Origin of the sequence: Variovorax sp. JS1663 (assembly GCF_002157355.1) — a bacterium.
Classification (GTDB): domain Bacteria; phylum Pseudomonadota; class Gammaproteobacteria; order Burkholderiales; family Burkholderiaceae_C; genus Variovorax.
Map to the genome: position 1 here is coordinate 49,890 of NZ_LYMK01000035.1, position 20,642 is coordinate 70,531.

Below are 20,642 nucleotides of genomic sequence, written 5' to 3' on the forward strand. Positions count from 1 at the left end.
ACCATGGCAACGAGCAAGAAGCGCAGCAGCAGGAAGGCAGCTCCCGCTGCCGCGCCGGCGGCCAAGACCGCGCGTGCGAAGGGCGAGCCCCGCAAGGATTCGGCCGGCTTTCCGGAGCGGATCTTCGGGGTGGCATCGCCCCACTCGGTGGGCGGCGTGTCGATGTTCACGCCCGGTCTGTCGATCGATGCGTCCAATGTCCAGGCCTTCGAATCGGACGAGGAGCTCGTTCGGCGGGCGATCGCGCGGCTTCAGGAAGCAGGCTTCGAGGTGCTGTACGCGACCCCGCGAACGATCAACATCGCCGGATCCCGCGCGACCTACGAGCGCGCGTTCGCCACGCGGCTGGTGGCGGTCGAGCGCGAGACGATCATGAGCGGAGGCAAGATCGGAAAGACGACCTGTTTCGACGTGCCCGAGACCCCGTTGTTCGGCCAGGTCGATACGGCGAACTCGAATCTTGCCGACGTCCTGGAAGGCGTCGCGATCGAGCAGCCGTACGCGCTGCAGACGCCGACCGCGTTCCCGCCCCCGGCGCGCTACTGGCATCTCGACGTGCCGGCGGACGTCTCGCTGGGCTGCAATGCCGACCGTGCGCACCGCTCCGGGGTCACGGGGCTCGGGGTCCGTATCGCGATGGTCGACACGGGGCAGGCGGTGCATCCGTTCTTCACGGAGCGGGGCTACCGCGTCGAGCCGACGCTGCTGGGGCCGGGGACCGTCGACGCGCACATCGACTCGGTCGGCCACGGCACGGGCGAATCCGCCAACATCTTCGCCACCGCGCCGGACATCACGCTGCTTCCGGTGAAATGCGCGAACGCGTCGGGCAGTCTCGTCAACACGACGGCGGCGTTCGCCGCCGCTGCCGCGCTGAATCCGGCGATCATCTCGTGCAGCTGGTCGCGCAGCATCCAGAGCGGCCCGCTCGACGCGGCGGCGAACGCCCTTGCGGCCGAGGTCGCCGCCGCCGTGAACGCCGGCATCATCGTGTGCTATTCGGCGAGCAACGGCGGCTGGGGCTTTCCGGCGCAGATGCCCGAAGTCATCGCGGTCGGCGGCGTTTTCATGGAGCGCAACGGAGCGATGCGCGCCTCCGACTATGCGAGCGGCTTCATGTCCAACATCTATCCGGGTCGCCGCGTGCCCGACGTCAGCGGGCTCGTCGGCATGCGGCCGAAGGCGATCTACATCATGCTGCCGCTCTCGGAGGGCGCATCGATCGATGTCGGCAATGCGGGCGGCGCCCACCCCAACGGCGATGAAACGCCGAACAACGACGGCTGGGCGGCGTTCTCGGGCACCTCGGCGTCGTGCCCGCAGATTGCCGGCGTCTGCGCGTTGATCAAGCAGGCGTGTCCGCGGTTGAAGCCGGCGGAGGTCAAGGACGTCCTGATGAAGACCGCGCGCGACGTGACGGTCGGATCGAGTTCGCCACTTCCGGGCTTGCCCGGCGGCAGTCCCGCCGGGGTCGGCCCGGACACCGCGACCGGGGCCGGCATGGTCGATGCGCACCGGGCGGTCCTGCTGGCCAAGCTGCGGTGCGTCGTGTTCCCTGTCACGCCGCCGCTGCGGCCCTTCGTGCCGCCGCTGATTCCCTTCATTCCTCCGACGATACCGTTCCTGCCGCCGCGCTTGCCCGTGTTGCCGCTGACGCCGGTGCTGCCGTTCTTGCCGCCGAGGCTGCCGATCATGCCCTTGCTGCCGTTTGGCCCGGGCCCTGGCCCCGGTCCAGGCCCCGGGCCGGGTCCGTTGTCGGGCGCGGAAGTGCGTCCGCAGGGCGAGGGGCAAGGCATGCCGATCACCGCCGATGACGTTGCGGCGCTCGAGCAGATGCTGCTCGACTCGCGGGAGCCGCTGATCTGATGCCCGAGCCGCTGATCGTCGCCCGCGTGTTGCTGCGGACGGCCGAGGGCGAGCGGCCGGGGATCGACGTGCCCATCACGGCCGACACGATCCCGCGCCTGACACCGCCGTCCGAGGCCGTCGCAGCCGTTTCTGACCACTTTCGTGGCGCCGGCTTCTCCTTGCTCGGCGGGCCAGCCATCACCATCGGGATTGCAGGGTCGAAGGCGCAGTTCGAACGGCACTTCGGCGTCAAGCTCACACATGGGAAGGACCAGACATACACGGTCCGCCGTGCACGCCAACGCGGTGTTGCGCGAAGCGCTGCCGACGACATCGTCGATCCGACCAGCATCCCGGTGGATCGCCTGCCGCCTTCGATCCGGCGCGCCGTCTCGCAAGTGGCGCTCGAGACGGCGGCGTCGATCGATCAGCCGGGGGTGGATCCTTGACACCGTGCCGGACGGTCAGCGTCGACCGGCCGCCGACATTCGAGGTGCCGTGGCTTCGCCGAGGTCCGCTGTTCCGTGGCGGCGGCGTCGCCGTGTACGACGCGCTGGTCGACGGCCGGACCTTCGCCGGCTTGTGCGCGGAGGCGCGGGCCCACTACGCGTGCGCCGACCGCCAGGTCTGCGACGTGGTCACGAGCGACCACTGCGACGGGCGTGGCGGGGTGCCGCCGCGCCAGCTGTGCACCGCCGGCGGCGGCCCCGTCCAGGACGACTGGTACCGGTCGCCGGCGTTGCACGCGTTCCTCCGCGAGCTGTGCGGCGGGCCGATCAGGCCCAGCGGCTCGCGCGGCAGCTACAGCTACTACGTCGAGCCCGCCGACCACCTCGGCCTGCACCTGGACATCGTCACGTGCGATGTCACGGTGATCAGCGTGCTCGCGGATTCCTCGCCCGACAACGGCGGCGCACTCGCGGTCCAGCGCGGCAACGTGGGCGTGCCGCTGTCGGTTCTGCGCCGGTCGGCGCGGGTGGAAGAAGAGGTCGTCAAGGCGCCGGCCGGATCGAGCATCGTGATCCTCGGCGGCCTGGTGCCGCACCGCGTGCTGCCGTTGACGACGGGGCAGCGGGTCATCTCCGCGCTTTGCTTCGAGGCCGCCTGACCGAGGTGTCACGAAGTCGCCAACGTTTGCCAAGTGCTGCAGAATGGCGCGGCCAGGCCACCGGCCTTGCGCTCGCCTCGCAATTGCATGCAGCATGCACGGACACGGAAGGAGCAGAGACATGAGCAACCATGGCGGATCGACGTTCTCGATCGAAAGAAACCTGACCCCCGTTCCGGCCGGCGAGCGGGAGCTGCTGCTGCAGAACCCCGTGTTCGGCCGGGTGTTCACCGACCACATGGCCACCGCCCGCTTCACGCCCCAGCGCGGATGGCATGACGCGCGGATCCAGGCGCGCGGCGAATTCAAGTTCGACCCCGCGAGCCTGGTCTTCCACTATGCCCAGGAGATCTTCGAGGGCATGAAGGCCTATCGCCTTCCCGACGGCGGCGCGGCGCTCTTCCGTCCGCAGGCCAATGCGCGGCGCTTCCGCAATTCCGCCATCCGGCTCGCGATGGAGCCGCTGCCCGAGGAGCTGTTCCTCGAATCCGTCCGCGAGCTGGTGCGCATCGACCGGGACTGGATTCCCGGCACGGAGGGCGCCGCGCTCTACCTGCGCCCCTTCATGATCGCGACCGAGGTCCTGGTGGGCATGAAGCCCTCGTCCGACTACCTCTACTGCGTCGTCGCCTCGCCCGTCGGCTCCTACTTCAAGGGCGGCGCGCCGGCGGTCACGCTGTGGGTCTCCGAGAACTACACGCGGGCGGCGCCCGGCGGGACGGGCGATGCGAAATGCGGCGGCAACTACGCCGCGAGCCTCGCCGCCCAGGCGGAGGCGAGCCGCGAGGGTTGCGACCAGGTGGTCTTTCTCGACGCGGTGGAGCGGCGCTGGGTCGAGGAACTCGGCGGCATGAACGTGTTCTTCGTCTTCGACGACGGTTCGCTCCAGACGCCGCCGCTGACCGGCACCATCCTCCCCGGCATCACGCGCGAGTCGCTGATCGTCCTGGCGCGCGACATGGGCCTGACCGTGCGCGAGGAGCCCTATGCGATCGACCAGTGGCAGGCCGATGCCGGCAGCGGGCGCCTGCGCGAGGCCTTCGCCTGCGGCACCGCGGCCGTCGTGACGCCGATCGGCAAGGTGAAGGGGCGCCGGCACGACCTGACGATCGGGGACGGTGGGGCCGGGGCCGTGACGATGCGCCTGAAGGCGGCGCTGCTGGACATCCAGCAGGGCCGCGCGCCGGATCCGCACGGCTGGATGGACCGACTGTCCTGAAGCGCGCCTGCACGCTTCCCTGAGCGCGGCGACGGGAAGTCGCACCCTGGCGCGGCGAGCCGCATTCAGGCGGCGCACACATCCTGCCCGCGCTCCGTAGCGTGACCGTGCCGGTCGGGCCCGGTCTCATTCGCGCGGCGTATTCGCGCGTCAAGTTCAAGAACGGGACGAGGTTTGCGAGGCAGGGTGGGCCAAGGCCTGCCCCGACTTCAGTGCCCTTTCACCGCCCTATGCGCCGCGCGCTCCAGCGATTCCCGGTGCGCCGGGTCCGCGATCGCGATCATGCGCGGGATGCGCTGTGCCAGCGTCAGTCCGCGCAGATCGGCCACGCCATGCTCGGTCACGATCACGCACGAGTCGCTGCGCGGCACCGTCACCGGCCCCGTGAGCGACGGCACGATGCGGCTGCGCGTGCCTGCCGTGGACGGCAGCGCGACGATGGGTGCACCGCCGCGGCTGGCCTGCGCGCCGCGCAGGAAGTCGACGATGCCGCCGACCGCGCCCACGTAGCGCCCGCCCGCGAGCTCGGAATTCACCTGCCCCGTCAGGTCCACCTCGATGGCGGAATTGACCGCCACGAAGCGCTCGATGCTGCCCAGCACGCGCGGGTTGTGCGTGTAGTCGGTGCCGCGCAGTTCCAGCGCGTGGTTGCGGTGCGCGAAGCGGCGCAGGCGCTCGCCGCCGATCAGCACCCCGCCCACGCTGAGGCCCGGGTCGATGCTCTTGCAGCTGTTGGTGATCACGCCGCCTTCCTGCAGTGCCGCGATGCCGTTGCCGATGCTGCCGGAGTGCACGCCCAGCTCGCGCCGGTCGCCGAGTTGAGAGAGCACCGCGTCGGGGATCGCGCCGATGCCGGCCTGCAGCGTGGCGCCGTCCTCCACGAAGCCGGCCACATGCCGCCCGATCGCCATCTCCACCGGCCCCGGCGGCAATGAATCTCCGGGCGGGAAGGGCTCGGTCGAATGGACCCGCAGGTCGATGTCGGCCTCGTGCAGATAGGGCCCGCCGTAGGTCCACGGCACGTCCGGGTGCACTTCCGCGATCACGGTCCTGGCGCTGTTGAGCGCATCGACCAGGTACTCCCGCGCCATCCCGAGGCTGTAGCGCCCCAGCGAGTCCGGCGCGGACACCTGCAGCAGCAGCACGTCGACGCGCAGCGGCCCGCGCTGGATGAGCCGGGGCAGCTGCGAGTAGTGCACCGGCAGGATGTCCAGCACGCCCGCGTCGGCGAGCCTTCGGTTCGATCCGGTGCCGCAGTACGCCAGCAGCTCGAAGGCGTCGGTGTGCTCCGGCGTGAGCAGGGTGTTGAGACCGATCCCGAGGAACACCCGGATGCGGCCGATACGGTGCCGTTGGGCCACCAGGGCGCGGATGAGCGTGAGCGGCTCCGCATGCGACTGGCCCCACATGACGGTGTCGCCGGCATGGATGAGGCCGGCCAGGTCCGGCTCGGCGAGTGACTGGCTGCTTTCGGTATTCATGGCTTGCTGAGAGCAACTCTAGAGCCTGGTGCCGCGGCTGCCAAATGACGTCGACCCTGAGCGGTGCGGCGCAGCGCTCCTCACCCGCGGCCTTCGCACAGCAGATTCGCGAGGAGACCGAGGTCTGGCAGGAACTCTTCAAGGCCATGAACTTCAAGCCCGAATGAGCCGGCATCCGGCCGGGGCCGCTGCAATGCCGCCGAGGTTTCGAAAACGCCGAAGGCTCGCTACCGAACTTTCGGATTGTGCGCGGCGCGCGAGACCGGCACGATCGAATTCATTCCGAGACGAGACCATGACCACGCAGATTCCCGCTCCCGGCCCGGGAGAACCTTCGATGAGCTCGCCCTTGGCATCGGCGCGCAGCCTCCTGTTCGTGCCCGCGTCGCGGCCTGAACGCTTCGCGCGGGCATTGGACGCCGGCGCGGGATGCGTGATCCTGGACCTCGAGGACGCTGTCGCGCCTGCGGGCAAGGCCGCCGCGCGGACACAGCTCGACGATCATCTTGGCGGCTTCGCCGCGGACCAACTGGCACGCACCCTGGTGCGTATCAACGCGGGCGGTACCGAGTGGCACGAGGACGACCTGCGCCTCCTGGCGCGATGGTGCGCCAAGGGCCTGGCGGGCGCGATGGTGCCCAAGGCGGAGTCGGGCGCCGCGCTGGACGCGATCGCCGCCGCGCTCGGCCCCGCGGCGCAGCTGGTGCCGCTGATCGAATCGCTGGCTGGCCTCGATGCGGTGGACGCGCTGGCGCGCGCGCCCCAGGTCGCTCGGCTGGCCTTCGGCCATCTTGATTTCCAGCTGGACCTGGGCATGAAGTGCGGCGCCGACGAGGCCGAGCTCGCCGCCGTGCGCTTCGCGCTGGCCGCGGCCTCGCGGCGCGCGCAACTGCCCGCGCCGATCGACGGCGTGACGGTCGACACCGCCGACGGCGAGCGGCTGCGCCAGGACGCCCGCCGCGCCCGTGCGTTCGGCTTCGGCGCCAAGCTGTGCATCCACCCAGCGCAGGTGGCCATCGTCGACGAGGTGTTCGCGCCCTCGGCTGCCGAGATCGAATGGGCGCGCCGCGTGATCGAGGTGGCGCGCGCCAGCGGCGGCCAGGTGGCCAGCCTGGACGGCAAGATGGTGGACCTGCCGGTGATCCGGCTGGCGGAGCAGACGCTCCGGCAGGCCGGGACCGTTGCGGCGGCGTCATCGCCCGCCGCAGCCCGGGCGACGTAGTTCACGAAAGCATCGGGCGGATACCGGTTCATTCTGTTTCCGTGACTTTTTCAGAGGAGTGCCGCCGCCGCGGCACATACGATCCATGAAAAGGCATAAAAGCAGATGGAAACCCCTCCCCCACAAGCACAGCCGTCCGGCGATGACGCATGGACCGACCGGCTTGACGTGATCACGTCCAGCGCCCGGCATGGCGCCGGCGAGGTCTCGGTGCGGCGCTCGATCGGCGAGCTGCTGGGGGTCGTGCGCGAACTGCTGAAGCTGGAGGTCGTGTTCGTCAGCGAACTCGTCGATGGCCAGCGCGTGTTCCGCTTCGTCGAGTCGGGCGGGCTGCCCACGCGCGTGCAGCCGGGCCTGTCGGCGCCGCTGGAGCAGACCATCTGCCAGCGCATCCTGGACGGGCGCTTGCCCAACCTGGTCCTGGACGTCGAGGCCGTGCGTCGGACGCAGGGCCTGCCCGACAGCTTCGAGGGCATGGGCACGCACATCGGCGTGCCGGTCCGCCATGCGGACGGCAGGCTCTACGGCATGCTCTGCGGGTTCAACAGGACCGGCACGGCCGATCTCGGCGAGAAGGACGTCAGGCGGCTCGAGGTCGCGGCCAATGCGGCGGCGCAGTTGCTGGCGCGCGCCGAAGGGGGCGAGGGCGGGGTGTGGGATCCGGCTCTTCTCTGAGCCGAGTGCACCGAACGCGCGCCGCCGCTGACGGCCGCGGCCCCTTCAATCCAGCGTCGCGCCGGACTGCTTGACCAGCTTCTGGTGCTTCACGAGCTCGGTCTGGAAGAACGCCGGCGCGGCGTCCGGCCCGATCGCCAGCACGCTGAGCCCTTGTCCCGCGATCGCCGTGCTCGCCTCGGGCGAGCCCATGGCCGCACGGATCGTGGCCGCGTAGCTGTCGACCAGCGGCTTCGGCAGGCCGGCCGGCCCGACCAGCGCGATCCAGGCGTCGAAGCCGTATTTCGGGACGCCGGCCTCGGCCAGCGTGGGCACCTCGGGCAGCGCAGCCGAGCGCTTCTGCGTGCTCACCGCCAGGGCGCGCAGGCTGCCCGCCTTCACCTGGGCCGCGACCTGCGAGATGGAGACGAAGCCGAGCTGCACCTGGCCGCCGATCAGGTCGGTCACCAGCGGCCCGGTGCCTCGGTAGGGCACGTGCTTGATGTCGATGCCGGTCTCGCTCACCAGCAGTTCGCCCGCCAGATGCAGCGTGCTGCCGTTGCCGGCCGAGCCGAAGTTCAGCGTGCCCGGCTTCGCCTTGGCCAGCGCGAGCAGCTCGGCGACGTTCTTCACCGGCAGCGACGGGTGGACCACCAGCACCAGCGGCACCGTGGCCAGCACCGCGATCGGCGTGATGTCCTTCAGGCTGTCGTAGGGCACCGACTTGTAGATGCCGGGGTTGATCACGTGGTTGGACGAGATCATCCCGAGCGTGAGCCCGTCCTTCGGCGCCTTGACCACCTGCGTGGTGCCGGGGATGCCGCCGGCGCCCGCGATGTTCTCCACCACCACCGGGTGGCCGGTGGCGCGGCCGAAGCCGGGCGCAATCGCGCGCGCGACCGCATCCACGGTGGAGCCCGCGGCCAGCGGCACGACCAGGCGGATCGGCTTGTCGGAAGGCGCGGACTGTGCCAGCGTGCCCAGGGGGCTGGCGAGCAGCGCGGCGCTGGCCAGGCAGGCGATGGCGCGGCGGCGCAAGGGGATCGTGTTCATCGTGTCGTCTCCGGGTCTTGTTGAATGAAGGGGGCGCCTCACGGGTGGCGGGCCCGCAGTTGCGCGAAGGACATGAGCTCGCCCGCAATGGCGCTGGCCGCCACCGTGGGCGGGCTGGCCAGCCACACGCTGCCTGGGCCACCGCGGCCCGGGAAGTTGCGGTTGATCGCACTGACGGTGACCTGCTCAGGGCTGGCTGAGCCGCCCGGCCCGCAATTGCCGCAGGCGCCGCACGAGGGCTGCAGGATGCGCGCGCCGACCCGCTCGAAGGCATCGAGGTAGCCCGCCGCAATGCAGTGGTCCCGCACGGCGGTGGTACCGAACTGCAGGTAGAGCTGGACGCCCGGCGCGACCCGCAGCCCGCGGTCCGCGGCCCAGCGCAGCACCGCGTGGTAGTGGTCGAAGTCCTCGCGCTTGCCCGCCGTGCAGGAGCCGCCATAGGCGATGTCGATGTGCACCGGCGCCGGGACGTCGGCCAGGGCGAGCCCGTTGCCGGGATCGCCCGGCGCTGCCACCATGGGCGGTACCGCGGCGCAATCGACGCGGATCGCGTGCACATGGCGCGCGCCCTCGTCGCTGCGCATCCAGGGCTGCAGGACGAAGTCGATACCGCGCCGCTCGCGCAGGAAGCGCACCGTCTCGGCATCCGGTGCGACGATACCGGTGAAGCCGCCGAGCTCGGCCGTCATGTTGGTCAGCGTCGCGCGCTCGTCGGTCGACATCGCGGTGACCGCCTCGCCGACGAACTCGAACACTTTGCCGATGCCGCCGCCGTCGCGGAAAAATGGCAGGGCGAGCAGGTGCAGCACCAGGTCCTTGGCGGTGACGCCTTCGGCCAGGCGTCCATCCAGCCGCACCTGCAGCGAGACCGGCACAGTCAGCCGTACCGCGCCGGTCACGAAGGCATTGGCCATGTCGGTGGTGCCGACGCCGAAGGCCACGCAGCCCAGCGCGCCGCTGTGCGGCGTGTGCGAATCGGTGCCCACCACCACCTGGCCCGGCAGGGCGTAGCGCTCGGCCATCATCGCGTGCGAGATGCCGGCCACGTTGCCGCCGTCGTCGCGTGCGGCCTCGTCCTCGGTCAGCGTGCGGTGCGCGCGCAGGCCGTGCGCGGCGACGAAGGCGCGCTGCGCGTCGACCATGCGCCGCACGTTGGGCACCAGCCCCCCGCGCACATGGGCGGGGCTTTCCTCCACGTAGGAGGTGTGGTCCTCGAAGACCACGATCGAGGCCGGCTCGTGCAAGGACAGCGAGGGTCCCAGGCTCGCGTGCAGCATGTGCGCCGCCATGCCGGTGTAGTACTCGTGGATGAAGCGCCAGTCGGCACGCACGAAGGCGCCGTCGCCCGGGGAAGGCGCAGGCGAAGTGAGCGGCGTGTCGAGGACGTGGCGCGCCAGGATCTTCTCGAACAGTGTGCGCGGCGCGCCGTCACCGGCCTCCGTGGCCGGGCAGATGTCCCGCAGGAAGGACTGGCCGAAGCGCAGCAGCCCGCCGCGCTCGAGCAGGGTCGCGGCCAGCGCATCGCGCCCGGCGGCCAGTTCATCGACGGGGATCGCCTCGCCGGCCGCGATGCGGTCTGCCAGGCCCAGGTCGGTCGAGGTGAACAGGCCGATGTTGTCCGCGTTCTGACGATAGATGCGCTCGAAGCTCTCGGCGATCACCAGCCGCACGCCGGCCAGCTTTTCCGCCGCCGGGCTGTGCTCGCGCGACGAACCCTTGCCGTAGCGCTTGCCGGCCACCACCACCTCGATGCCGGCGCCGGCGACCGCACCGGCACCGATCGGCCGTCGGCCTGCTGCCTCGAAGCCGGTGTAGGGGTAGCGGCCCAGCTTCTCGTCGTAGTGGCTCAGGATGGGAAGCGGCGTGATCTCGTCGGTGGACACATCGTCGCGCAGGGGCCGGGCCTCGGACAGCGACATCGGCTCGCCGCGCAGCGCGGCCTCCGTTTTCTCCGGAGCACGGCAGAGGAACAGGATGCGCGGGGAAAAACGCAGGGCTTCGGGCAGGACTTCGGCAGGCATGCCCGATGGTCCCGTGGCCGGTGCCCGCGGCCAAGCGCCAAGGCGGCACGGGGGCTCTCGCGAAATGCGAGATCGGGGATTACCCGCGCAGGCCGTCGATCAGCGCCTGCGTGGCCCGCGGCTGGGGCGTGCGGCGCAAGGCATAGAGATGCAGGTCACGCGCGGCCCACGGCTCGTCCAGCGGGCGCCGAACGAAGCGGCCGGTGCCGGCATAGGCGGCAGCCGCGCTGCGCGGGATGACCGCGATCCCGAGCCCGGCCTCGACCATCCGGCAGACCGCATCGAAGCTGCTGACCGACACCGTCGGCGCGAAGCGGCGCTGCAGCGCCTCGGCGCGCTCGTGCAGCGAACGGTCCAGCGCGCCGCCCTGGTGGACGCCGATCAGCGGATGGTCGAGCACCTGCATGAAGCCGAGCGAGGCCAGCGGCGTCAGCGCATGGTCGGCCGGCATCACCACCTGCAGCGGGTCGCTCGCGAAATGCCAGGCGTCGAGCCCGGCCGGCACCGGCGCCTGGACGCCGACGCCCACGTCAGCCCGGTCGTCCAGGCAGGCGCGGATCACCTCGCGCGTGTCTTCCTCGTGCAGTGACACGCTCACGCCCGGATACGCGGCCATGAAGCGCTGCAGCCGCTCGGGCAGGAAGCCGATCACGGCCGACATGTTGGCGTGCAGGCGCACCGTGCCGCGCACCTCGGTGCCTTCGGTCTGTACCTCGCGCACGAGCGCCTGCAGGTCCTCGTCGATCTTCACACCGCGCGCCAGCACCAGGCGCCCCGCATCGGTCAGCGCGATCCCGCGGGGCGACCGCACCAGCAGCGGCGTGCCGAACGCGTGCTCCAGGTCGGCCAGGCGCCGGCTCAGCGCGGAGGGCGCGATGTGCTCCTGCCCGGCTGCGCGGACGATGGAGCCGGCCTGGGCGGCGGCGACGAAGAGGCGGACGCTGTAGGGGTCGATGCGGCGGACCAAGGACGGCCTCGGAAGGGAGCTGCGGCGAGGCTGCGATTCTCGCAGCCGGCGGCGGCATCCCCGTGCCGCCTCAGAGGTCCTCGATCACCAGCATGCGGTAGCGCTGTGCCATCGAATAGGGCACCTTCCGCACCGCCTGCATGAGCCAATCCGCCGCCTTCTCGTCCGGCGTCTCGACCAGCAGGCCATGGTGCCCCTCGCGCGCCAGCTTGGTATAGGCGCGCACCGTCGCGCCCTCGGTGCCGGCGGATGGCAGCGGGTTGTCGGCATCGCTCACCGTGGGCGTGATCTGGGACAGGATCGACGCGGGCGGGAGATGGAAGATCTCGACTTCGGGATTCTGCGAATTCAGGTCGTCGGCCACGGCGATCGCGCTGGCTTCGTCCGGGAACATCACCATGGAATAGCCGTCCGGATAGAAGGCGCCGCCGATCGTGGCGAGCATGGACGAATCGAGACTGAACGATGACAGCATGGTCGAGGGCCTTTCGCTTCAAGGGAGTGCGCTCGAACCATGCGTTGCCGCGGCGCGCCGGAAAGTAGGAGAAGCGCGCCTCTTCGTGACCCTGCACGGCAAGCCGCCGTGAAAGCGCGCTGCCGCGTCAGGCCGCGGGCGCGGGCCGCACCGGGATGTCGAAGTGCAGCACGTCCTCGCGTACGCCGAGCTTCGCGTACAGGGCGATGGCCGGCGCATCGGGCGGGTCCGCCTGGACGAAGATCACGTAGGCCCCGCGCTCGGCGCCGATGCGCTGGAGCGCGCGGATCAATCCCGTGGCCAGCCCCCGGCGCCGGTGCGGCGCGGCGACGGCCAGGTCGTAGATGTAGATCTCGCTGCGCTCCTGCTCGAACTTCCTGAGCACGTAAGCCGCGAGTCCGCCGACGACCTGCACGCCGTCGCGGGCCACCAGTGCGATGAAGGCGTCGCCGCCGAGCAATTGGCGCAGATAGGCGGGACTCGGACGCTTGGCGCCGTAGCTGTCTGCATCGTCGAAGGCCTCGCCGAACACGGAGAGCAGGGCGTTCATCTGCGCCGTGTCGTCGGCCGAGAGTTGGTGGATCGTGTAGCCGGTGGTGCTGGACATGGCGCGATCGTACCGCCCGGCCGTGGGCTTGGTTGTACCCTCTGTACGTCGCAGTTCGTCTGTGGCGAACGGGTGGCAATCCCCGTCAAACGGCAGCCATGCGGTTGTCCCGCCGGGCAAGGCCGTCAAGGCCGCGCGTCGTAGACCACTCGCCCACCGACAATCGTCTGCGTGGCGACGATGTCCTTGATCTGCTCCTCCGGCACGCCCAGGTAGTCGGCCGACAGCACCACCATGTCGGCGAAGCGTCCCGGCGCGATCGCGCCCTTGGCGTTCTCGTCGAAGGTCAGGTAGGGCCCGGCGTTGGTGTAGAGCCGCAGCGCTTCCTCGCGCGACACCTTCTGGTCGGCGCCGTACACCGTGCCGCGCGGGTCCTTGCGCGTCACCATCAGGTACATGCCGACGAAGGGGTTCAGCAGGTTGACCTCGTTGTCCGTGCCGGCCGCCGTGCCGCCGATGCCCAGGGTGTCCAGCAGTTGACGGGTCGGCACGGCGCGTTGGGCCAGCAGCGGCCCCATGTAGCGCTCCACCGTCGCGGCCTTGTCCCACATGAAGGCGTTCTGGGCGTCGACCCGCATGTCCAGCTTCCCGGCTTGGGAGATCTGGTCCGGCGCGATCAGGCTGCCGTGCACCACGCTGAAGCGGCGGCCCCGGATGGAACGGTCCTGATCGGCCGCCGCGTAGGCCTTGAGCACCAGATCGACGGCCGCATCGCCCACGGCATGGGTGTGAACGCGCCAGCCTTGGCGATTCGCCGACAGCACGCAACGCTGGTAGGCGGCGGGATCGACCGCGACCCTGCCGCGGTTCTGGGGCTCGTTGGCATAGTTGCCGCGGATGAAAGCCGACTTGAGCGTCATGCCGCCGTCCGAGATCAGCTTGACGCCGGCCAGCCGCGCCCAGTCGTTGCCCTGGTTGTCCTTGAACTTCGCGGCGTTCAAGCTCTTCTCGCATTCCTCCGCGCTGCCTGCGGGAATGCGCCAGAACATGCCGGCGCGCACCGTGGCCTGGCCGCGCTCGGCGACGGCGAAGTAGGCGCGGATCTGCTCCTCTTCCAGGCCCGCGACCACGGTGCTGGTGATGCCCGAGCGGTTGTACACGCGTTGCGCGGCGATGTTCTGTGCGATGGTCTGCTCGAAGGTGGGCGGCGGAATGATCTTCTCGACGATCCCGACCGCCGTCGACTCGAGCACACCCGTGGCTTCGCCGGCGGCATCGCGGTGGATCTTCCCACCCACGGGGTCGGGCGTGCCGCGGGTGATGCCCGCGGCCGCCAGGGCTTTGCTGTTGGCCATCGCAAAGTGGCCGACTGTCTGCACGAAGACGAGGTGGTCGGGCGCGACCGCGTCGAGCTCCTGCCGGGTCAGGTAGCGCTGCTCCTTCAATTGCGATGGCGGATGCCAGCGGCTGGTCTGCACCCACTGCCCGGCCGGCACCTTCCTGTCGCGGATGAACGCGCCGATGATGTCCTGGGCCTCGGCCACGGTGCTGGCCTTGATGACCTGGGCGCTGGTCTCCACCGTGCCGGCACCGTCCATGTGGGTGTGGCTGTCCATGAGGCCAGGGACCACCGTGCGGCCCCCGAGGTCGACCACGCGCGTGGCCGGCGATGCGAGCTGGCGCATCGCCTCGCTGCTGCCGACGGCGACGAAGCGGCCATCCTTGATCGCGACGCCCTGCGCGATCGAGAAGTCCTTGTCCACCGTGACGATCTTGCCGTTGACATACACCACGTCCGGGTTGGACGATCCCATGTGAGCGCAGCCCGAGAGGGCGAGACCCGCGGCAAGTGCCGCGGCCGTCGGCACGCGGCCTGCGAATGCGGCGGCGATGGCCCGCACGGATGTCGGATTCGAGAATCGAGTCACTTCAGCTCCTTCCAGGTGATGTTCAGGAACCAGGTCCTGGCTCGATGCCGACACCGAGCAGGCGATGCAGCAGCGCCGTGTCGCCAGCCAGGCCGGCGCTGTCGCCCGCGTGGACCAGGGTGCCGCGTTCCAGCACGATCGCCTGCTGCGTCATCGAGAGCGCGAGCACCGGATGCTGCTCCACCACGATGCACGCCAGGCCTTCGCGCTCGCCCAGGGCGCGGATGGCGCGGGCCAGTTCCTCCACGATGATGGGCGCAAGCCCTTCCATGGGCTCGTCGAGCAGCAGCAGCCGGGGATTGGTCATCAGCGCCCGGCCGATGGCGAGCATCTGCTGCTCGCCGCCCGACAGTTGATTGCCGTAGTTGCCGCGCCGCTCCTGCAGGCGCGGAAAGAGCGCGTAGACGCGCCGCAGGTGCCAGGGGCCGCGCCGCGCCACGACCAGGAGGTTTTCCTCGACCGTCAGCGACGGAAACACCTCGCGCTCCTGCGGCACCCAGCCGAGCCCGGCGCGGACGCGGCGGTGCGGCGCGAGCCGCGTGATGTCCTGCCCCTGCCAGCGGATGGCGCCGCCCATGACGCGGGTATTGCCCATCAGCGTCTCGAGCAGGGTGGTCTTGCCGACCCCGTTGCGCCCCAGCACGGCGAGGCTCAGGCCTTCGTCCAGCGAGAAGGAGAGCCGGTCCAGCACCACGGCGTTGCCGTAGCCGGCGGTGAGGGTGTCGAAGGCGAGCAGCTCAGGCATGCGCCGCTCCTGATGTGCCCAGATAGACCTCGCGCACGCGCGCGTCGGCCGCGATGTCCCGGGGCGTGCCTTCGGTCAGCACGCTGCCGGACACCAGCACCGAGATGCGCTTGGAGAAGCGAAAGACGAGGTTCATGTCATGCTCGATGAAGAGGATGCTGACGTCCTGCGGGAGTTGGGAGATGACGTCGAACAGCTCGCCGCTTTCGTCCTCCGGCACGCCGGCGGCCGGCTCGTCCAGCAGAAGGATCCGCGGCTTGGCTGCCATCGCCAGCGCGATCTCGAGCAGGCGTTGCTTGCCGTAGGCGAGAACGGAGACCGGCGTGTCGGCCAGCGCGTCGAGCTTGAGCTGCCCCAGCAGCGTATGGGCTTCGTCGTACACGCGGGTGAGGCGGCGCAGCGGGCGCCACCAGCTGGCGGCGAGCCCGTCGCGTTCGCAGATCGCCAGCACGATCGAGCTCAGCGGCGTGAGGCTGGGAAACAGCGTGTTGATCTGGAAGGTGCGCGCCAGCCCGATCCGTGCACGGCGGTCGCAGGACAGCGGCGTGATGTCGCGGTCGCCGAGATGGATCGAACCGGTGGTGGGCTGGAGCACGCCCGTCAGCAGGTTGATCAACGTGGTCTTGCCCGCGCCGTTGGGACCGATGAGCGCCTGCCGGGCGCCGGGCTCGAGCGTGAGGTTGACGTCCGTGACGGCGGCAAAGGCGCCGAAGCGAACGCCCAGGCCCTGCGTGCGCAGCGAGAGGGTGGCTGCGCGCGTCATTGCGGCCCCTTGGTCGCCACAAGGCGCGACAGCATGCCCATGATGCCGCCGCGGCCGAGCATCACCGCGGCGATCAGGAAGATGCCGAGCCAGAACATCCAGAACTGGGGATTCATGTCGGCGAAGGCATCGTGGACCAGCATGTAGACGATCGCGCCGACCATGCCACCGTAGAGCCTGCCCGCCCCGCCCAGCACCAGGATGATCAGGACCTCTGCCGACCGGTTGAAGCCGATGGATTCGATGCCGACGAACTGCGTGGTCTGCGCCAGCAGGGCGCCGGCGACGCCGGCCACCGCCGCCGAGAAGCAGTAGGCCAGCCGCAGCCGCGCCTGCACGGGCGAACCGATCGCGAGCATGCGCTTGCGGCTGTCATGGATGCCGCGCAGCGCCAGGCCGAAAGGCGAATGCAGCACACGCCGCACCAGCAGGAACATGGCGAGCACGACCCCGAAGCCGTACCAGAAGGCGGTGCGGCCCCACAGGTCGAACTCGAAGCGGCCGAGCACCGGTCGCATCTCGATGCCCTGCAGGCCGTCGGTGCCGCCGGTGACACCGCTGAGCCGGTTGGCGAGTTCGGCCAGGAGGACGCAGACACCGATGGTGATCATGAGCCGCGTGAGGTCGGCCCCCCGGACCACGAGATAGCTCAGCAGATAGCCGAGCAGGGCGCACACGACGAGGGCGAGCAGCAGGCCCGAGAAAGGCTCCGCCCAGCCGTGCCGCGCCAGCAGCCCGGCCGCGTAGGCGCCCATGCCGAAGAAGGCGGCGTGGCCCACGGTGAGGATGCCGGCATAGCCCAGCGCCATGTCCAGCGATACCGCGAACAGGCCGAAGATCAGGATCTGGCTGAGCAGCGTGAGCTTGTCGGGCATCAGCAGCGGGCTGCAGGCCAGCGCCAGCCAGAACAGGGCCTCCAGCCAGGGCAGGCGCGCGCGGGGGATGGCCAACGCTTTCATGCCAGGCCCTTTCGCGGAATGAGGCCGTGCGGGCGCATCAGCAGCATTGCCACCATCACGACATAGACCAGGAAGGCGCCGGCTCCGGGCAGGTAGTACTTGCCCGCCACGTCCACGATGCCGACCAGCAGGGCGGCGACAAAGGGGCCGGCGATGGTGCCGGCACCGCCGACGCACACGACGATGAGAAAGTAGATCAGGTACTTCAAGGCGAACGAGGGCTCGAGCCCCAGAAGACCGAGGCTCAGCGCACCGCCCAGGCCCGCCAGGCCGCAGCCGAAGGAGAAGGTGAGGAAGAAGAGGCGCTGCACGTGGATACCGGTCCCTGCGGCGACCCGCTGGTTGTCCACCGCCGCGCGCACCATCGCGCCGTAGCGCGTGCGGTTCAGCACGAGCAGCAGCGCTGCCAGCACCGCCAGGCCGCTGGCCACGAGGAAGAGGCGGTAGCGCCCCACCTCCAGGCCGAACAGGTTCACGCGCCCGTCCAGGGAAGGCGGCAGCGAGAAGGCCCGCATCGACGGCCCGAAGAAGTAGGTGGCGGCCGAGATGGCGACGAACACAACGCCGATGGACAGCAGCACCTGGTCCAGGGGATGCGAACGGTAGAGGCGCCGGAAGAAGCTGAACTCCAGCGCTGCGCCGACGGCCGCCGCGGCGACGAAGGCCACCGCGAGCGCCGGGAAGAAGCCCAGCCCTGCATGCTGCATCGCCAGGCTTGCGGCGTAGCCGCCCACCATCGCGAAGGCGCCATGCGCGAGGTTGACGAAGTTCATCAGGCCCATCGTGATCGACAGTCCGACGCCGATGAGGAACAGGAGCATGCCGTAGGCCACCCCGTCGAAGAGCACGATCGCCATGGGAAGACTTTCGGCGGCGCCTCAGCTGCCTTCCTTCGCCGGGTCCTTCACCCGGTCGAACCTGTCGAACTCCACGTTCACCAGCCTGCCGCCGGACTTCTCCGTCTTGCGGATGTAGACCGTCTGCACGATGTCGCGCGTGGCGGCGTCGATCTCGACCGGGCCGCGGGGGCTCTCGAAGGCCAGGCCCTTGAGCGCTGCCATGAGCTTGTCCCCGGTGGCGTCGCCCTTGGTCTTCGCCAGGGCCAGGTCGAGCGCGGCCAGGGCGTCGTAGGCCGTGACCGCGAAGTAGTTGGGCCGGATGGCGGTGCCGAACTGGGCCTCGAAGTCCTTCACGAATTTCTGGTTCTTCGCGCTCGGGTGGGCGTAGGAGTAGTGGTGGCTGGTCACGAGATTGAGCGCCACGTCGCCGGTCGCCTCCAGGAAGCTGTCGTCGGTGGCTTCGCCGGTCGCGAACAGCTTGATGCCGGCCTCTTCCATGCCGCGCTCCTTCCAGACCTTGAGGAAGGCCGGCGGCATCACGCCGGAGGGGAAGAAGAAGAACACCGCCTGGGGCTTGCTGTCCTTGATGCGCTGCACGTAGGCCGAGAAGTCGGGGTTGTTCATCGGCGTGCGGACCTCGCCCACCACCTTGCCGCCGCCGGCGGTGAAGCTTTTCTTGAACGCGGTTTCCGCATCCTGGCCGGAGGCGTAGTCGGCCACCACGGTGTAGGCCTCCTTCACGCCCTGCTTGAGCATGTAGCGGGCCATCGGGTCGGTGACCTGCTGGACGGTGAAGGACAGCCGCGCGATGTAGGGCGAGCTGGTGGTGATGGCCGAGGACGCGGCGTTCATCACGATCGTGGGTACCTTGGCCTGGGTGGCGACGGCGCCGACGGCATAGGCGTTGGGGCTGAAGTCCAGCCCGGTCAGCACGCTCACCTTGTCGCGCACCACCAGTTCCTGCGCAATGCGCTTGGCGGCGTCGGGCGCCGGGCCGCCGGTGTCCTTCTTCACGATCTCGACCGGGCGGCCTCCGATCTTGCCGCCGTGCTCCTTGAGGTAGAGCGCGATGCCGGCATCGAACTGGCGGCCGTAGTCGGCATAGGGGCCGGAGTAGGTGGCGATCAGGCCGATGCGCAGGGCCTCCTGCGCGTGGGCCGGCACGAGGGCGCCGGTGCAGGCAAGCAGGGCGGCGCAGAGGAGAAATCTTCGGTACGTCTTCATGGGGAACTCCTTGGGATGGACTTGAGATCGACGGATGCGTCCTGCAGCAGACGCGGATCGATGCGCGTTCGTGCCGCGATCAATTTGCGGCTGTGCATGTGCTCGGCGGGCCGGTTGACCGAATGCGCGGCGACCAGTACGCCATCGCGCAGGTAGAAGAGGCTGAAGCGATCGGTTTGCATGTCGCCCCGCAGCACGGCTTCGTCGCCGGGCTGGGGCAGCCCGGCCATCTGCAGCTTCAACGCATGCTGGTCGCTCCAGAACCACGGCACGCCGTCGAAGGGTTGAGGCTTGCCGGCCAGCGCGCTGGCGGCGGCGCGCGCGCCGTCGTTGGCCGCCTGGATGGACTCCAGGCGCATGCGCGTGGGGCCGCCCGGCATGGCCGGCAGCGTGGTGTTGGCCACGTCACCGACGGCGATGACGCCGGGTGCGCTGCTGCGGCCCAACGCGTCGGTGAGGATGCCGTTGTCGCAGGCGATGCCCGCCTGCCGGGCCAGCTCGACGTTGGGCGTCACGCCGATGCCGAGCACGACCATGTCGCAGCCGATGCGGCTGCCGTCGTCCAGTTCGACGTGTTGCACGCGGTCGGCCTCGCCGGTCAGCGCACGCACGCCGCGCCCGAGCACCAGATCGACGCCGCGCTGGCGGTGCGCGCCGGCCAGGTAGTTCGACATCAGTGCAGGAAAGCTGCGCGCGAGCAGGCGCTCCTGGCTTTCGACGACCGTCACGGCGGCGCCGCGAGCCGCCAGCGCCGAGGCGACCTCCAGCCCGATGAAGCCGCCGCCGATCACGCACGCCCGTGAGGCGCTGCCCAGTGCATCCGAGATGCCGAGCGCGTCGTCGAGCGTGCGCAGGTTGTGCACGCCTGCGAGATCGGCACCGGAAACGGGCAGGGTGCGGCAGCGCGCGCCGGTGGCCAGCGCGAGCGAGCCGTAGCGCAGCGTGGCGCCGTCGTCCAGCCTCAGCGTGCGCGCCGCGGCGTCCAGCGACACGGCGCGTCGCCCCGTCTGCAGGTCGATGGCGTTGTCGGTGAAGAAGTCCGGTCCGCGCAGGGCGAGGGTGTCGACCGAGGTCTTGCCTGTCAGCAATCCCTTCGACAGCGGTGGCCGCTGGTAGGGCGCGTGGCGCTCCTCGCCCAGCAGCACGATCGGTGCGTCGAAGCCCAGCTCTCGGGCACTGGCCGCGAGCTGCGTGCCGGCATAGGAAGCGCCGACGATGACGAGGGGCGCGGCGGTGTTCGCCTTCGGAGCGGCCGTGCGGCTCATCACACCTGGCTTTCGGGAATGCGCACGGTCAGGCCGTCGAGCGCGGGCGTGATGGCGATCTGGCAGCTCAGGCGGCTGCCGGGCCGGCGCTCGGAAGCGACGCCGTCGAGCAGCTCGTTCTCCATCTCGTCGGGCGGCGGCAGGCGGTCGAGGTCGCCGTCGGCCACGTAGACGTGGCACGTGGCGCAGGAGCAGCTGCCGCCGCACTCGGCGTCGATGCCGCGCACGTTGTGGTGGATGGCGGTCTCCATCACGCTCGCGCCCGCCTTGGCGTCGATGCTGCGCGTGCTGCCGTCGTGGAGGATGTAGTGGATCGTGGGCATG

Annotated in this window: 21 protein-coding genes; 7 read left to right on the forward strand and 14 right to left on the reverse strand. The window is 70.1% G+C overall.

Annotation, left to right across the window (positions count from 1 at the left end; all coding sequences use genetic code 11):
- Positions 1 to 3: 3 nt before the first annotated feature.
- The 4 genes from A8M77_RS24915 to A8M77_RS24930 all read left to right on the forward strand — a co-directional run bounded on the left by A8M77_RS24915 (position 4) and on the right by A8M77_RS24930 (position 4,175).
- The gene (locus A8M77_RS24915; protein ID WP_086924201.1) at positions 4 to 1,866 is read left to right on the forward strand and encodes a S8 family serine peptidase; all 1,863 of its coding nucleotides are present in this window, start codon (positions 4 to 6) and stop codon (positions 1,864 to 1,866) included.
- Positions 1,866 to 2,297, forward strand: coding sequence for a hypothetical protein (locus A8M77_RS24920; RefSeq protein ID WP_086924202.1), 432 nt, complete (start codon positions 1,866 to 1,868; stop codon positions 2,295 to 2,297). The genes A8M77_RS24915 and A8M77_RS24920 overlap by 1 nt, the downstream gene beginning before the upstream one ends.
- A 44-nt stretch (positions 2,298 to 2,341) precedes the next feature.
- Positions 2,342 to 2,956: a hypothetical protein gene (locus A8M77_RS24925; RefSeq protein ID WP_143694754.1), complete on the forward strand. Its 615-nt coding sequence runs from the start codon at positions 2,342 to 2,344 to the stop codon at positions 2,954 to 2,956.
- A 121-nt stretch (positions 2,957 to 3,077) separates the two neighbouring features.
- Positions 3,078 to 4,175: a branched-chain amino acid aminotransferase gene (locus A8M77_RS24930; RefSeq protein WP_086924204.1), complete on the forward strand. Its 1,098-nt coding sequence runs from the start codon at positions 3,078 to 3,080 to the stop codon at positions 4,173 to 4,175.
- A gap of 209 nt (positions 4,176 to 4,384) precedes the next feature.
- Here the strand turns inward: A8M77_RS24930 and A8M77_RS24935 are convergent, their stop codons facing one another.
- The gene (locus A8M77_RS24935; protein WP_086924205.1) at positions 4,385 to 5,656 is read right to left on the reverse strand and encodes an acetyl-CoA hydrolase/transferase family protein; all 1,272 of its coding nucleotides are present in this window, start codon (positions 5,654 to 5,656) and stop codon (positions 4,385 to 4,387) included.
- 44 nt (positions 5,657 to 5,700) lie between these two features.
- On the opposite strand from A8M77_RS24935, the gene A8M77_RS37280 reads away from it, so the two are divergent.
- The 3 genes from A8M77_RS37280 (at position 5,701) to A8M77_RS24945 (ending at position 7,553) form a co-directional block, all read left to right on the forward strand.
- Complete coding sequence (locus tag A8M77_RS37280) at positions 5,701 to 5,823, forward strand: hypothetical protein (RefSeq protein WP_272947452.1); 123 nt, start codon at positions 5,701 to 5,703, stop codon at positions 5,821 to 5,823.
- 170 nt (positions 5,824 to 5,993) lie between these two features.
- Positions 5,994 to 6,878: an HpcH/HpaI aldolase/citrate lyase family protein gene (locus A8M77_RS24940; RefSeq protein ID WP_086924206.1), complete on the forward strand. Its 885-nt coding sequence runs from the start codon at positions 5,994 to 5,996 to the stop codon at positions 6,876 to 6,878.
- A 105-nt stretch (positions 6,879 to 6,983) separates the two neighbouring features.
- The gene (locus A8M77_RS24945) at positions 6,984 to 7,553 is read left to right on the forward strand and encodes a GAF domain-containing protein (protein ID WP_086924207.1); all 570 of its coding nucleotides are present in this window, start codon (positions 6,984 to 6,986) and stop codon (positions 7,551 to 7,553) included.
- Positions 7,554 to 7,598: 45 nt separating this feature from the next.
- On the opposite strand, the gene A8M77_RS24950 is transcribed toward A8M77_RS24945, so the two are convergent.
- The 13 genes from A8M77_RS24950 to A8M77_RS25010 all read right to left on the reverse strand — a co-directional run bounded on the left by A8M77_RS24950 (position 7,599) and on the right by A8M77_RS25010 (position 20,641).
- Positions 7,599 to 8,585: a Bug family tripartite tricarboxylate transporter substrate binding protein gene (locus A8M77_RS24950; protein ID WP_086924208.1), complete on the reverse strand. Its 987-nt coding sequence runs from the start codon at positions 8,583 to 8,585 to the stop codon at positions 7,599 to 7,601.
- 38 nt (positions 8,586 to 8,623) lie between these two features.
- Entirely contained in the window at positions 8,624 to 10,606 is a 1,983-nt protein-coding gene (locus A8M77_RS24955; protein WP_086924209.1) for an aconitase family protein, read from the reverse strand.
- Between the two features lie 79 nt (positions 10,607 to 10,685).
- Complete coding sequence (locus A8M77_RS24960) at positions 10,686 to 11,618, reverse strand: LysR family transcriptional regulator (protein ID WP_086924210.1); 933 nt, start codon at positions 11,616 to 11,618, stop codon at positions 10,686 to 10,688.
- A 25-nt stretch (positions 11,619 to 11,643) separates the two neighbouring features.
- Complete coding sequence (locus tag A8M77_RS24965; protein ID WP_238136959.1) at positions 11,644 to 12,018, reverse strand: hypothetical protein; 375 nt, start codon at positions 12,016 to 12,018, stop codon at positions 11,644 to 11,646.
- 157 nt (positions 12,019 to 12,175) lie between these two features.
- Positions 12,176 to 12,655 carry an AAC(3)-I family aminoglycoside N-acetyltransferase gene (locus A8M77_RS24970; protein WP_086924211.1) on the reverse strand — a complete coding sequence of 160 codons (480 nt, stop codon included), beginning with the start codon at positions 12,653 to 12,655 and terminating at the stop codon, positions 12,176 to 12,178.
- Between the two features lie 125 nt (positions 12,656 to 12,780).
- Positions 12,781 to 14,523 (reverse strand): amidohydrolase, encoded by a 1,743-nt coding sequence (locus A8M77_RS24975; protein WP_143694755.1) that lies wholly within the window; start codon positions 14,521 to 14,523, stop codon positions 12,781 to 12,783.
- A 22-nt stretch (positions 14,524 to 14,545) separates the two neighbouring features.
- Positions 14,546 to 15,268 carry an ABC transporter ATP-binding protein gene (locus tag A8M77_RS24980; protein ID WP_086924213.1) on the reverse strand — a complete coding sequence of 241 codons (723 nt, stop codon included), beginning with the start codon at positions 15,266 to 15,268 and terminating at the stop codon, positions 14,546 to 14,548.
- Positions 15,261 to 16,031 carry an ABC transporter ATP-binding protein gene (locus A8M77_RS24985; RefSeq protein ID WP_086924214.1) on the reverse strand — a complete coding sequence of 257 codons (771 nt, stop codon included), beginning with the start codon at positions 16,029 to 16,031 and terminating at the stop codon, positions 15,261 to 15,263. The genes A8M77_RS24980 and A8M77_RS24985 overlap by 8 nt, the downstream gene beginning before the upstream one ends.
- Positions 16,028 to 16,990, reverse strand: coding sequence for a branched-chain amino acid ABC transporter permease (locus tag A8M77_RS24990; protein WP_086924215.1), 963 nt, complete (start codon positions 16,988 to 16,990; stop codon positions 16,028 to 16,030). The genes A8M77_RS24985 and A8M77_RS24990 overlap by 4 nt, the downstream gene beginning before the upstream one ends.
- Positions 16,987 to 17,847: a branched-chain amino acid ABC transporter permease gene (locus A8M77_RS24995; protein ID WP_086924216.1), complete on the reverse strand. Its 861-nt coding sequence runs from the start codon at positions 17,845 to 17,847 to the stop codon at positions 16,987 to 16,989. The genes A8M77_RS24990 and A8M77_RS24995 overlap by 4 nt, the downstream gene beginning before the upstream one ends.
- A gap of 21 nt (positions 17,848 to 17,868) precedes the next feature.
- Positions 17,869 to 19,053 (reverse strand): ABC transporter substrate-binding protein, encoded by a 1,185-nt coding sequence (locus A8M77_RS25000; protein WP_086924217.1) that lies wholly within the window; start codon positions 19,051 to 19,053, stop codon positions 17,869 to 17,871.
- On the reverse strand, positions 19,050 to 20,318 hold the full coding sequence (locus A8M77_RS25005; protein WP_086924218.1) for an NAD(P)/FAD-dependent oxidoreductase: 1,269 nt from the start codon (positions 20,316 to 20,318) through the stop codon (positions 19,050 to 19,052). Before A8M77_RS25005 ends, A8M77_RS25000 begins: the two co-directional genes overlap by 4 nt.
- Positions 20,318 to 20,641 (reverse strand): 2Fe-2S iron-sulfur cluster-binding protein, encoded by a 324-nt coding sequence (locus A8M77_RS25010; RefSeq protein ID WP_086924219.1) that lies wholly within the window; start codon positions 20,639 to 20,641, stop codon positions 20,318 to 20,320. Before A8M77_RS25010 ends, A8M77_RS25005 begins: the two co-directional genes overlap by 1 nt.
- Position 20,642: the final 1 nt, after the last annotated feature.